General features: G+C 64.2%; 11 protein-coding genes. 5 read left to right on the top strand and 6 right to left on the bottom strand.

The features are described from left to right. The first annotated feature begins 73 nt into the window (after window positions 1–73). Both ACVZUB_RS21915 and ACVZUB_RS21920 read left to right on the top strand, forming a co-directional pair. Entirely contained in the window at window positions 74–1,021 is a 948-nt protein-coding gene (locus ACVZUB_RS21915) for a nitrilase-related carbon-nitrogen hydrolase (protein ID WP_054188815.1), read from the top strand. After that, a complete protein-coding gene (locus ACVZUB_RS21920; RefSeq protein ID WP_165639122.1) occupies window positions 1,018–2,043 on the top strand; it encodes an agmatine deiminase family protein in 1,026 nt (341 codons plus the stop codon). Before ACVZUB_RS21915 ends, ACVZUB_RS21920 begins: the two co-directional genes overlap by 4 nt. Window positions 2,044–2,054: 11 nt before the next feature. Here the strand turns inward: ACVZUB_RS21920 and ACVZUB_RS21925 are convergent, their stop codons facing one another. From ACVZUB_RS21925 to ACVZUB_RS21935, 3 genes are read right to left on the bottom strand one after another with little or no spacing between them, the layout of a single operon-like run. Then, a complete protein-coding gene (locus tag ACVZUB_RS21925; RefSeq protein WP_030534873.1) occupies window positions 2,055–3,992 on the bottom strand; it encodes a VWA domain-containing protein in 1,938 nt (645 codons plus the stop codon). 9 nt (window positions 3,993–4,001) lie between these two features. After that, a complete protein-coding gene (locus tag ACVZUB_RS21930) occupies window positions 4,002–5,378 on the bottom strand; it encodes an ATP-binding protein (protein ID WP_102999408.1) in 1,377 nt (458 codons plus the stop codon). Between the two features lie 54 nt (window positions 5,379–5,432). Then, window positions 5,433–5,849 carry a VOC family protein gene (locus tag ACVZUB_RS21935; RefSeq protein WP_007727590.1) on the bottom strand — a complete coding sequence of 139 codons (417 nt, stop codon included), beginning with the start codon at window positions 5,847–5,849 and terminating at the stop codon, window positions 5,433–5,435. A gap of 85 nt (window positions 5,850–5,934) precedes the next feature. Here ACVZUB_RS21935 and ACVZUB_RS21940 point away from each other — a divergent pair, with 85 nt between their 5' ends. From ACVZUB_RS21940 to ACVZUB_RS21950, 3 genes are all read left to right on the top strand, one after another. Further along, window positions 5,935–6,507, top strand: coding sequence for a DUF4126 domain-containing protein (locus tag ACVZUB_RS21940; RefSeq protein ID WP_007727593.1), 573 nt, complete (start codon window positions 5,935–5,937; stop codon window positions 6,505–6,507). A 27-nt stretch (window positions 6,508–6,534) separates the two neighbouring features. Then, the gene (locus ACVZUB_RS21945) at window positions 6,535–7,503 is read left to right on the top strand and encodes an alpha/beta hydrolase family protein (RefSeq protein WP_007727595.1); all 969 of its coding nucleotides are present in this window, start codon (window positions 6,535–6,537) and stop codon (window positions 7,501–7,503) included. 451 nt (window positions 7,504–7,954) lie between these two features. Next, window positions 7,955–8,176 carry a hypothetical protein gene (locus tag ACVZUB_RS21950; protein WP_003946391.1) on the top strand — a complete coding sequence of 74 codons (222 nt, stop codon included), beginning with the start codon at window positions 7,955–7,957 and terminating at the stop codon, window positions 8,174–8,176. 76 nt (window positions 8,177–8,252) lie between these two features. Here ACVZUB_RS21950 and purH read toward each other — a convergent pair whose 3' ends face one another. From purH to ACVZUB_RS21965, 3 genes are read right to left on the bottom strand one after another with little or no spacing between them, the layout of a single operon-like run. Beyond that, window positions 8,253–9,812 (bottom strand): bifunctional phosphoribosylaminoimidazolecarboxamide formyltransferase/IMP cyclohydrolase, encoded by a 1,560-nt coding sequence (gene purH, locus ACVZUB_RS21955; protein ID WP_003946407.1) that lies wholly within the window; start codon window positions 9,810–9,812, stop codon window positions 8,253–8,255. Further along, on the bottom strand, window positions 9,805–10,524 hold the full coding sequence (purN, locus tag ACVZUB_RS21960; protein ID WP_030534875.1) for a phosphoribosylglycinamide formyltransferase: 720 nt from the start codon (window positions 10,522–10,524) through the stop codon (window positions 9,805–9,807). Before purN ends, purH begins: the two co-directional genes overlap by 8 nt. 6 nt (window positions 10,525–10,530) lie before the next feature. Continuing rightward, the gene (locus tag ACVZUB_RS21965) at window positions 10,531–12,063 is read right to left on the bottom strand and encodes a cell division protein PerM (protein ID WP_270008112.1); all 1,533 of its coding nucleotides are present in this window, start codon (window positions 12,061–12,063) and stop codon (window positions 10,531–10,533) included. Window positions 12,064–12,065: the final 2 nt, after the last annotated feature.

The following is a 12,065-nucleotide window of genomic DNA, read 5'->3' on the forward strand; positions in this document are numbered from 1 at the left end:
CTCACCCACCATACTTAACGAATCACATTCGTTTTACGTTGAACGTCGAATACCCGAGCACCGAGGAAACCCCATGCTGACGATCACCGCCCTCACCCCACCCGAGTCACCGGCCGCGACTTCGCCGTCCACGTCCACCCCTCTGCGTGTAGGTCTCGTCCAACATCGCTGGCACGAGGACCAAGACGACCTCCACGCCGAATTGAGCGAAGGCATTGCGTCCGCAGCGAAGCTGGGCGCTTCCGTGGTCTTTCTTCCAGAGCTGACGCTCAGCCGCTACCCCGCCTCCACCCCGGCCGGCGACAATCCCGGACGCGCGGCGGAAGACCTGCTCACCGGACCCACTTTCGCCTTCGCCACCAAGGCCGCCGCGGAGAACCAGGTTCTCGTTCACGCGTCGTTGTACGAGCGCAGCGACGCCGAGGACGGCCTGGGCTTCAACACCGCGATCCTGGTCTCGCCCGGGGGTGAACTTCTCGGTCGTACCCGCAAGCTCCACATTCCGGTGACGGCCGGGTACTACGAGGACACGTACTTTCGCGGCGGTCCGTCCGAGGACGCATACCCCGTTCACGAGGCACTCGGCGCCAAGTTCGGACTCCCGACATGCTGGGACGAGTGGTTCCCCGAGGTCGCACGTGCATACTCCCTCGCCGGTGCCCAGGTCTTGGTGTACCCGACGGCGATCGGCTCGGAACCCGATCACCCGAACTTCGACACCCAACCGCTGTGGCAGCAAGTGATCGTCGGAAACGGTATCGCCAACGGCACTTTCATGGTTGTCCCCAATCGCCACGGCAGTGAAGGTCTCATCACCTTCTACGGTTCGTCGTTCATCTCGGACCCGTACGGACGCATCCTCGTTCAGGCTCCGCGCGACGAATCAGCCGTCCTGGTCGCAGATCTCGACCTGCAGCACCGTGAAGACTGGCTTGCGCTGTTCCCGTTCCTGGCCACTCGCCGACCCGACACCTACTCGGCCCTGACCGCACCTGTGAACACTGCAGGAGCCAACCGATGACCTGGCGCATGCCCGCGGAAAGTGAGCCGCACGAACGTACCTGGATGGCGTACCCGAGCGCCGGATACTCTCTCGGGGACACCGCGGAAGAACAGCACGAAGCGCGCTCGACGTGGGCGGCCGTCGCCCACGCCGTCGCCGAATTCGAGCCGGTCACCGTCGTCGTCGATCCCGCCGAAGTCGAAGAAGCACGAAAGTACCTGTCCGAGAAGGTCGACATCGTCGAGGCACCTCTCGACGACGCGTGGATGCGCGACATCGGGCCGACGTTCGTCCTGTCCGACGAAGGCCGTCTCGGCGGAGTCGACTGGGTGTTCAACGGCTGGGGTGCACAGGATTGGGCGCAGTGGGACAAGGACTCGAAGATCGGCGCATTTGTCGTCGAACAATCCAGTGCCCAGTTGATCGACTCACCAATCGTCAACGAGGGCGGCGGTATTCAAGTCGACGGTCTCGGCACCGTCTTGGTCACCGAAACCGTCCAACTCGATCCGGGACGAAACCCCGACCTGACGAAGGCCGACATCGAGGCCGAACTCGCCCGCACCATCGGCGCCAAGCACGTGATCTGGCTTCCCCGCGGGTTGACCCGCGATCAGGAGACCTACGGAACGCGCGGACACGTCGACATCGTCGCTGCCATCTCTTCCCCCGGAGTGGTACTCGTCCATGACCAACGCAATCCGGTGCACCCCGACTACGCCGTCAGCAAGACGATCATCGAGTTGTTCGAAAGCTCGACGGACGTCGGCGGCCGGCCGTGGAAGGTCATTCGGGTACCCGCTCCCGAAATCCTGCGCGACGACGAGGGATTCGTCGACTACAGCTACATCAACCATCTCGTGGTCAATCGCGGAGTGATTGCCTGCAGCTTCGACGATCCGGCCGACGCCGAAGCGGCCCGGATCCTTGCGGCCGCCTACCCCGGGCGCACCGTCGTCACCGTCGACGCCAGACCGCTGTTCGAACGTGGCGGCGGCATCCACTGCATCACCCAGCACCAGCCCGCTGAACAAGACTGACGGCGGCAGAATTAGCGGCGACCTCGCATGTAGTCACTCACGACCGCGGCGCCGAGGCCGTCCAGGTCCGGCGCGATGACGCGTCCACCCACACGGTGCGCCATCCGGTCGACCACCCTGGCCAGACCTGGATCCTCACCGAGGCGGAAGAACGTGACCTTGGCGCCCAGCCTGGCCACCGCGTCGAGTGCTCGAACCGTCAAACCGAGGGTTCGTGCACTCGGCGGGTAGTCGAACCTGGCTTCTCCGTCCGCTTCGAGATGAGCCGTCGGCTCACCGTCGGTGACGATCAGTACCACCGGCTGTGCGTTGGAGTGGCGTCGAAGATGCCTGGCCGCCAACAACAGTGCGTGGTGCAGGTTGGTTCCCTGGTCCCACGCGCCGTCCAAACCAGCGAGCTCCGACGGGCTCAGCACGTGCGCGTGGCGTCCGAAGGCGATCAACTGGAGTTCGTCGCTGCGAAATCGCGTACTCACCAGATGATTGAGTGCCAGAGCGGTGCGCTTCATCGGCACCCAGCGATCTTCCATCACCATCGAGAACGACGTGTCCACCAGGAGAGCAACCGCAGCCTGACTGCGCTGTTCGGTTTCGGCCACCTCGACATCGACGACGCTCAGCCGCACCGGCATTCGGCCCGGGTCACGCAGGACGGCGTTGGTGATGGTTCTCGTGACGTCCCACGGTTCCGTGTCCCCGAATTCCCATTCGCGGGACGCTCCGGTCGGTTCACCCATCGCACCGGCCCGACGCGTATCGCGTTGACCGGTTCGTGACGACAGTTGCCCGGCGACATCGCGCAGAGCAGTCTGTCCGAGCTGTCGCATGGCTTTGGGCGACAAGCGCCATTGACCATCCGGTGCACGATCGAAGAAACCCTGTTCCTGCAAAGCCTTTTCGAGATCGGCCAGGGTGCGAGCATCAGCGGCGGCTTCGTCGCCGAGATGCCGCGCGAGTAGCTCGGGGTCGATGTCGTCGAGCGCCGCGCCCGCGTATTGCTGCGACAGTTGATCCGCCAAGGATTCCAGCTCGGCGATGTCCTGCAGGGCACCGGTCCCCTCACCCAACCCCATTCCGTTGTCGCCGCGGAACTGTTGCGAACCTTCCCAGTCCTCACCCGGCCGAGCCGCCTGAAGGAACTGGTCGAGTTGACTCAGTTCACTCATCAGGCTCGGATCACCGAACGCCTGCTGCGCCAACGCATCCAACTCGTCACGCTGCTCCTGCGAGAGCGAGTTCCGCAATCGTTGTGCAGCCGCCGCGCGCTGCGCCAAAGAATCCAGAAGTTCCTCGACGTTGCGCGGGTTGTCCGGGAAATACTGCCCGTGCTTGTCCATGAACTCCGCGAACTGCTCCGCAGTGTCGACACCCCGAGAGTGCGCGTCGAGCAGTTGATTCAGATCAGCCAGCATCTGGCGAATCTGCTCACGATCCTCGTCGGTGGCGCCCTCGAGTGCCTGCTTCATTCCCGAGAAGCGTTGATCGAGGACCTCTCGCCCGAGCAGATCACGAATCTTCTCGTAATCCGCGCGCGCCTGTTCGCTGCGCCAGTTGTAGTCGGCCAGATCTTGCACGGCCTGAGCTGTCGACGGCGGTAACTCCTCGATCCGCATTTCGTTGAATCGTGCGTCGTCGTCGAGAGCACGTGCCAATTCTTTGCGCTCTTCGAGCACCGCCTTGTCGAGAAGCTTGCGAACCTCGTCGAGAGTTCCGTCGAGATTGTTGCGGCGCAGCAACTCGCGTCGACGCCGGTTCGCCTGGGCGGCAAGGTCGTCGAGCCCGCGCATGTCCCGGTTGCCTCGGCGCAGGAGCTCTCGGAGGGCATGGCGCGGCGACGTGCCCGACAACACGTCGTCGCCGATTGCTGCCAGGGCCTCGCGCAGATCCACGGGAGGCGCCAGCGGATCGGGACCACCGTCGTAAGGCCCGTACCGCGGATTGTGGATCATCACTGCCCCTTACGAATACACCGAGCGGCCGCCCGGGCCTTGATCTTTGGAGATCCGGCGCGCGAGGTAAAGCCCTTCGAGGGCAAGTTCGGCACCGGCGGCACGCTCGCCGTCGGATTGCGCGCCGAGGCGTTCGGCTACTTCGTCCAGGACCTCGAGGTCCGGAAGCTCGTCGAGAAATGCCTTGGCCGTGACAGATTCACCGGTGACGATCGTGTTGCCCATCTCCACCGCAGCAACCAGCATCCCCAGGTCGATCCCGCCGAGACGCACCCGAACCGTATCGGCCGTCGCGCGACGCAGCAGGTGCTCGAGCACCTCCAGTTCCCGTCCCTCTTCACCGGATTCGAACTCGACCTTGCCGCGAAGAACCTCGACCACGGACTCGAGATCGACGGGCCGTGCAACAGGATCGGCTTCGCCGAGCACCGCTGCCCGTCGTACCGCGGCGGCACTGACGGTTTCCGCGCCGGCGACGGCAAAGCGTGCCGACACACCCGATCGCTGGTCCACCGAGGTGGATTCGCGGAGCAGGCGAGTGAATCTGGCAAGAATTTCGAGAAGGTAGTCGGGCACCTCCGCGGCCAGGTGCGCCTCCTGCTCGATCACCGCGATCTCGCCCGCCAGCTCGACGGGGTAGTGAGTGCGGATCTCGGCGCCGAAGCGGTCCTTGAGTGGTGTGATGATGCGCCCGCGGTTGGTGTAGTCCTCGGGGTTGGCGCTCGCGACCAGAAGAACGTCCAACGGAAGCCGAAGCGTGTACCCGCGGACCTGGATGTCCCGCTCTTCCATCACGTTGAGCAAAGAGACCTGGATGCGTTCGGCGAGGTCGGGGAGCTCGTTGATGGCCACGATTCCGCGATGCGCGCGAGGCACGAGGCCGAAGTGAATGGTCTCCGGATCGCCGAGGCTCCGGCCTTCGGCAACCTTGACCGGATCGACGTCGCCGATCAGGTCGGCGACCGAGGTATCCGGCGTCGCCAACTTCTCGGAGTACCGCTCGCTGCGGTGGCGCCAGGCGATCGGGAGGTCGTCGCCCAGTTCCTTGGCTCGACGTATCGAAGCCGGGGTGATCGGCTCGTACGGGTGCTCCCCCAGTTCCGAGCCTTCGATGACGGGCGTCCACTCGTCGAGCAGGAGCCCGAGAGTGCGAAGCAGCCTCGTCTTTCCCTGACCTCGTTCGCCGAGCAGAACCACGTCGTGGCCGGCGATCAGCGCCCGCTCGAGTTGCGGGGCGACCGTGTCCTCGAACCCGACTATCCCGGGCCAGGGGTCACGGCCGTCCCGCAACGCGGCGAGAAGATTCTCTCGTAGTTCTTCCTTGACACTTCGCTGTACGTGTCCGGAGGCGCGTAGCTCTCCGAGGGTTTTTGCGACAGTCACCACTCCACGCTACGAGTGTTTTCGGGGTTTCGCCTCTTGCCGAGGAAGTTCGGTCGCTCAGCCCTCGATGTTCTCGGGATTCATCCAGATGATTTCCCAGATGTGGCCGTCGGGATCCTGGAAGCTGCGGCTGTACATGAAGCCGTGATCCTGCGTCGCGTTACCTTCGGAACCGCCGGTCGCGAGCGCCTTGTCGACGAGGGCGTCGACGGCCTCACGGGTCTCGGCCGAGAGACCGAGCAGCGCCTCCGTCGACGTCGAGGTGTCGGCGATGCCCTTGGTGGTGAAGGTCTTGAAGAAGGGCTCGGCCAACAGCATCACGACGATGGTGTCACTGATGACCATCGACGACGCATTCTCGTCGGAGAACTGCGTGTTCTTGGAGTATCCGAGGCCCTCGTAGAAGGTGGTGGCCTTGCCGAGGTCCTTGACGGGCAGGTTGAGGAAGAACATCGGCTGCGGGTTTGTCGCCATGAAAGGTCCTTTCCGAGACTTTGCTGTGCGCCTTTATTAACCGCCGGCGGTTAATAAAGGCGCACAGTAGACCTAAACTCCACCCATGGATACCTGGGTGTTGCCGGCCATGCTCGGCCTCGGACTCGCCGCAGCGTCCGGAATGCGAACCTTCCTGCCCCTGCTGATGCTCAGCGCTGCCGTCCACTTCGAACTGTTCGGGATCACCGTCGGTGAGTCGATGCGGTGGATCGGATCGACCGGCGCGCTGGTGGCATTGGCAATCGCCGCGGTGGTCGAACTGGGTGCCGACCTCATTCCGTTCGTGGACAACGCACTCTCGGTGATCGGGAACGTCACGGGGCCGATCGCCGGAGTGATCGCGGCCTGGGCGGCCTTCAGCCATCTCGACCCTGCGATGGCCGCGTTGGCGGGCATCATCGTCGGAGCGCCGACGGCGTTGACGTTCAGCGCCGCGCAGACCGGCACTCGCGCGGTCAGTACGGCCACTACCGGTGGGCTGGCAAATCCCGTCGTTTCCGTCATCGAGGATGTGCTGACTTTCTTCACTTCCTTGATCGCGATGATCTTGCCGCTCCTGATCATTCCCCTGCTCGCCGCGCTCTTGTGGTTCAGCTGGCGTGGCTGGCGTCGTGTCCGGAGTCTGCGCACCGCCTGACCGCACCGACCTGGTAGACAAGTCGTCATGTCCGACACCGAGATCTCGTTCCAATCCGGCGACGTCACCCTGTACGGGAGTCTTCGCCTGGCCGCCTCACCCGACGCCCCTGCCCCGGCCGCGCTGATTCTGGCCGGCAGCGGCCCCACCGATCGCAACGGCGACAGCGCCCTCCTCGAAGGCGACATCGGAACTCTGCGGTTCATCGCGGATCTTCTTGAAAATCAAGGCATTTCAAGCCTGCGTTACGACAAGCTCGGCAGCGGCGAAACCGCCCTCGGCGACTACGAGATCGAGGACATCGCCGATCTCGGCTTCAACACTTTTGTCGACGCCGCCTCCGACGGACTGGACTACCTCGCCGGGCAACCCGGTGTCGATCCCGAGCGCTTGTTCGTGGTCGGACACAGCGACGGCGCCGTAGTCGCACTGGCTCTCGCCACCGCGAAGGAGGGCGCCAGAGTCAGTGCCCTCGCACTGCTCGAGCCACTGAGCGTCAGACTTCTCGATCTACTCACGACGCAGATTCACCGCCAGCTCGATGCGGTCGTCGGCGCCGGTCAGTTGCCGGTCGAACTGGCTGACGAACTGCGCGTCGCGCTCGCCGATGCCGTCGAGTCGCTGCGATCCGAGGGCACTGTTCCGGATGACCTGCCCGAGCCGCTGCAGAATGCGGGACTCGTACACGCCAACGCCAAGGCACTCGCCGAGGAAGACGCATTGGACCCGGTTGCGCTCGTGGCGGCGCTACCGGCGGGCATGCCCGTTCTCACGAGCTGCTCGGACAAGGACATCCAAGTCATTCCCGCCGATGTCGCGGCACTCGACGCCGCGCTCTCCCATACAGCGCTGACTTCCGTGCGGATGCGCAACGCCAACTTCGTACTCAAGGACATCGGCGACGAACAGTCCACCGGTGCCGACTACGTCGCGCCGCTTCCGTACTCGGCAGAGTTCTCGGAGCCCTTCACAGCGTGGGTCCGTTCGTTCTCCTGATCACGTACAGACCGAACGTCCTCTTTTTCAGGTAGAAAGTTCCCTCCGCGAACCATCGCGGAGGGAATTCTGCTTTCTACGCCTGACCTGCAACGCAGACTCTTTCAATCCAGCGAGCCCGGGGACAGAAGTCACCCGGAGTTTACGTTCGCGGCGCTTTTTATTGGTGCGAACCCTCGATCCGTGCTGTACGGTCATCCATTAACCAGCAACGCCACACAGAAGGGAACGGACATCATGTCGCTACACCCGCACGTCGTATCCGTACCTTCGTGGCGCAGCTGCACCGCAGACAAGCACATTTTTTCGGCCGCAATGTCGGCCAAGCACATGGGCAACAAGCGCGGTGTACCCCGAGAATGATCCCCAGTTTCACCGGATTCGTTCTCGGGCACCCAGGGCAAACGCCTCGGGTGCCTTTTCTTTTACCTTTCACACGCAGGAGCACCACATGAAACTTCGAGTCAACCAACTGTCCATCGCGCCGCCGTATGTCGATCTGCCCGGTGACCTCACCGGATACGCCGTCACCCTGGATCTTTCACACTCCGATGCGGCCCACGAAGCTACCCTCGGCGCATTGATCAGCGAGATCCGCAGTCGCGGAGCCTCACGCGTCGTCATCACCGGCTCACCGCGCGAACTCCAGGGCACCCACAGCAGCGCCGCCTGAAAGACCCGGGCGGCCTGAATGCAGAACGGGCCCCGAACTCCCGTTGAGGAGTCGAGGCCCGCTACCGACGTAGGAGTCAGTGCGCGAAGTGGCGCGCACCGGTCAGATAGAGAGTGACACCGGCTTCCTTGGCTGCGGCAATCACTTCGTTGTCGCGAACCGAACCACCCGGCTGCACAACAGCCTTGACGCCGGCGTTGAGCAGCACCTGCAGACCGTCAGGGAACGGGAAGAACGCGTCCGAAGCTGCAACCGAACCTACGACGCGGTCACCGGCTCGCTGAACAGCCAGATGCGCTGCGTCGACGCGGTTGACCTGGCCCATGCCGACGCCGACAGAGGCACCGCCGGAGGCCAGCAGGATCGCGTTGGACTTCACCGAACGGCTGGCGCGCCAAGCAAATTCGAGGTCAGCGAGAGTCTCGGCATCGGCAGCCTCACCGTTGGCGAGGGTCCAGTTGGCCGGGTTGTCGCCGTCGGCGTCCAGGACGTCGCGCTGCTGGAGCAAGGTACCGCCGGAGATCGGACGCAGTTCGATTCCGGTAGCGGTCGGAGCGGCTGCCTTCAGAACACGAATGTTCTTCTTACGCTGCAGAACCTCGACAGCTCCGTCTTCGTACGAGGGCGCGATGACGACCTCGGTGAAGATGTCGGCGATCTGCTCGGCCAGTTCGACGGTGACCTCGCGGTTGGCAGCGATCACACCACCGAAAGCACTGACCGGATCGCATGCATGCGCCTTGCGGTGGGCGTCGGCGATGTCGGTGCCGATGGCGATGCCACACGGGTTGGCGTGCTTGATGATTGCGACGGCCGGATCAGTGAAGTCGTACGCTGCGCGCCACGCTGCGTCGGAGTCCGTGTAGTTGTTGTACGACATCTCCTTGCCGTGCAACTGCTCCGCCTGAGCCAAACCTGCAGGCGCAGCCGGGTTTTCGTACAGCGCAGCGTCCTGGTGCGGGTTCTCGCCGTAGCGAAGAACAGCGCTGCGGTTCCAGGTCGCACCGACCCAGGCCGGGAACAGCGAACCGTCCTCGTCAGCGGCGATCGTGCTCGTCATCCAGCTCGCAACCGCGACGTCGTACGACGCAGTGTGCTGGAACGCCTGCGCTGCAAGCACAGTGCGCTCACGCAAGGTGAATCCGCCACCGGCAACGGCAGTCAGGACGTCGGCGTACCGAGCCGGATCGACCACGACGGCAACCGACGGATGGTTCTTGGCTGCAGCACGCACCATCGACGGGCCGCCGATGTCGATCTGCTCGACGCACTCGTCCGGGCTAGCGCCCGAGGCAACCGTCTCGGTGAAGGGGTACAGGTTCACGACAACCAATTCGAAGGTCGCGATGCCGAGTTCCTCGAGCTGAGCGAGGTGATCCGGCTTGCGGGTATCGGCGAGAACGCCGGCGTGGACGCGCGGATGCAGCGTCTTCACACGGCCTTCGAGGCATTCCGGGAATCCGGTCAGAGCCTCGACCGGGGTCACGGGGATTCCGGCGTCGGCGATCTTCGACGCGGTCGAACCGGTCGAGACCAACTCGACACCGGCCTCGTGCAGGCCCGTGGCCAGCTCGATCAGACCACTCTTGTCGTAGACGCTGACAAGTGCACGGCGCACAGCCTTGCGTTCACTCACTGGGGATCACGGCCTTTCGTCCATCGGAAACCACTCCGCGCGTAGCAACAGCGGCGATGACGTCCGCCAACAACCGTCGCTCCACAATTTTGATGCGTTCATGCAACGAAGACTCGGTGTCGTCGTCATGCACCGGCACAGCTTCCTGCGCCAAGATCGGCCCGGTATCAACTCCGCCGTCGACGAGATGCACCGTGGAACCGGTGACCTTCACGCCGTACGCCAGAGCGTCGGGAACCGCGTGCGCGCCGGGAAAGGCAGGCAGCAACGCGGGATGAGTGTTGATGATTCGGCCGCCGAAACGCTCGAGAAAGCTGGGGCCGAGGATTTTCATGAAGCCTGCACTGACCACGAGATCGGGTTCGTACTCGGCCACTGCTGCTGTCAGCGCCTCGTCCCAGGCGGCACGATTTTCGTAGGTCTTGATCGAGACCTTGAAGGACGGGATCTTCGAATCCGCAGCGTGCTCGGCGGCGAGGCAGTCACGATCTACACCGACGGCAACGATCTCGGCGGGGTATCCCTCGGCATGCGAAGCGTCGATCAGCGAAGTCAGCAGGGTTCCCGCGCCGGAAGCGAGTACGACTACCCGCGCGACAGAGTCGCGAAATTGGACCCTGTCGGGCATTGTCGGCTGCGGATTGTCGGCCGAGGCAGTCAGCGCACTACTCCTGAGAACTGGAAGATGATGCGGCCGGAGTATCGGCCGCATGACAGCCTAGTCGCTGGACTCCTGCGGCTTCGAGGGCAGGTCGGTCTCCGGCTCGGCCCCGGCTGTGGGGTCCGCCTCGGGTGCCGCGACAACCTCCGCGTCGACTACTTCGATCTCGACGGTTTCCTCTGTCACTACCTGCACGGGTTCGCCTGATTCTTCGACAATTTCGGCTTCGACGACCTTGGTCACTACCACCGCAGATTCCTGGGCGAGCACTTCGTCGGCGTTTTCGTCGTCCTCGCCATCCGTTGTGGCCGCGGCCGTGATCGCAAGTTCGGGCTCGGATTCTCGAGCCGGTTCAGCCGTCGGCGGCGCAACCTCGTCCTTCATGTGTCCGCGGTGTGAGAACCACATCGCGAACAGCGCCGAGACGGTTCCGAACAATCCCAGCCACGCGAAAGTCAGAAGACCGAAGCCCCACCACAGGACCTCGACGGTGCCGAACTGCCCGAGGTCTCCCCCCGCAGCAAGGGCAAGCAGAGCCATGACGACGCCGGCACCGGCAGCTGCCGTCAGCACTGCGAGCACACTGTCCTGCCCGGCGATGCGTCGAGCGCAATCACGGCCGAGCATCACACCCACCGCAGCCGGAACGATCAACAGCACCGGCCAGATTCCGCCGGCGACGCCTTCCGGAACCGCTCCGAGAAGGGGCAAGGGTGGCAGATCTCCACCGATGTTGCCGAACACGCTGATGGAGACGTTTCCGAAATCGGCCGTCGATCCCGTCATCACCGCGGCTGCACCGACCACGAGGTTCGGCAGGTAGAGCAGCGACAACACCGTCAATCCCAGTACGCCGACAAACCCGTTGCCGCGTGCGAGTAGGTCACCGACCGTCGACCACGACACGAGTAGCGACACCACGACGGCCACGGCGCCCGCAGCCAGCAGCGCTGCCGACGCAGCCGCGGCCGGACGAACAGCGGCAGATGCCCACGGCGGAATCTCGGCGACGACGCGATCCCAGTGCGCAGCAGCAACACCGACGGACGCGGCGATCAGGTGAATCCCGGCGACCCAGCCGAAAGCGGCCAACGTGTTGGGGCTCGACAGCGGAATTGCCGCGGAGGCGTCGGCGACAACGGCGAGAGCGATTGCCGTGATAGTCAACGGTCCGGCTACCGCCGCCCCCACCAGGCGGAGGGTGTCGTCACGGGAGTCGGTGTGCACCGCAGTCGACGCGCATCGGCGTGCGACCACCCACATCATGACCGCCGTTGGAAGCAGTGGCAGTACACCGAGTTGGACGCCGCTGATAGTCGCCGGCACCTGGTGGATGGCCAACCATGTAGTGGCAATGGCGCCGAAGGTTCCGGTCAGATCGCTGCTCGCCGATACCAAAGTGACCACGACGACAGCCGCGATCAGCAGCATCGTCAGGCCCGACGGTCGGAAGGCGACGGTCAGCAGCTTGCGCGCCAGGTCCGGGTTCGGTCCCGGGCGACCGCCGCCGACGCGGCCGCTGCCAGTACGACCACGTCCGGGTCGTGAGGACGTGGGACGGGACCGGGTGCCATCAATCAAAGAACTCATCC

Source organism: Rhodococcus sp. OS5, from assembly GCF_056837585.1.

Bases quoted from the DNA above. Each gene is read 5' to 3' on its own strand.
- ACVZUB_RS21945 (WP_007727595.1), top strand. From the start codon at position 6,535: ATGTCCGACACCGAGATCTCGTTCCAATCCGGCGACGTCACCCTGTAC.
- ACVZUB_RS21965 (WP_270008112.1), bottom strand. From the start codon at position 12,063: ATGAGTTCTTTGATTGATGGCACCCGGTCCCGTCCCACGTCCTCACGA.
- purN (WP_030534875.1), bottom strand. From the start codon at position 10,524: ATGCGGCCGATACTCCGGCCGCATCATCTTCCAGTTCTCAGGAGTAGT.
- ACVZUB_RS21940 (WP_007727593.1), top strand. From the start codon at position 5,935: ATGGATACCTGGGTGTTGCCGGCCATGCTCGGCCTCGGACTCGCCGCA.
- ACVZUB_RS21950 (WP_003946391.1), top strand. From the start codon at position 7,955: ATGAAACTTCGAGTCAACCAACTGTCCATCGCGCCGCCGTATGTCGAT.
- ACVZUB_RS21935 (WP_007727590.1), bottom strand. From the start codon at position 5,849: ATGGCGACAAACCCGCAGCCGATGTTCTTCCTCAACCTGCCCGTCAAG.
- ACVZUB_RS21915 (WP_054188815.1), top strand. From the start codon at position 74: ATGCTGACGATCACCGCCCTCACCCCACCCGAGTCACCGGCCGCGACT.
- ACVZUB_RS21920 (WP_165639122.1), top strand. From the start codon at position 1,018: ATGACCTGGCGCATGCCCGCGGAAAGTGAGCCGCACGAACGTACCTGG.
- ACVZUB_RS21925 (WP_030534873.1), bottom strand. From the start codon at position 3,992: ATGATCCACAATCCGCGGTACGGGCCTTACGACGGTGGTCCCGATCCG.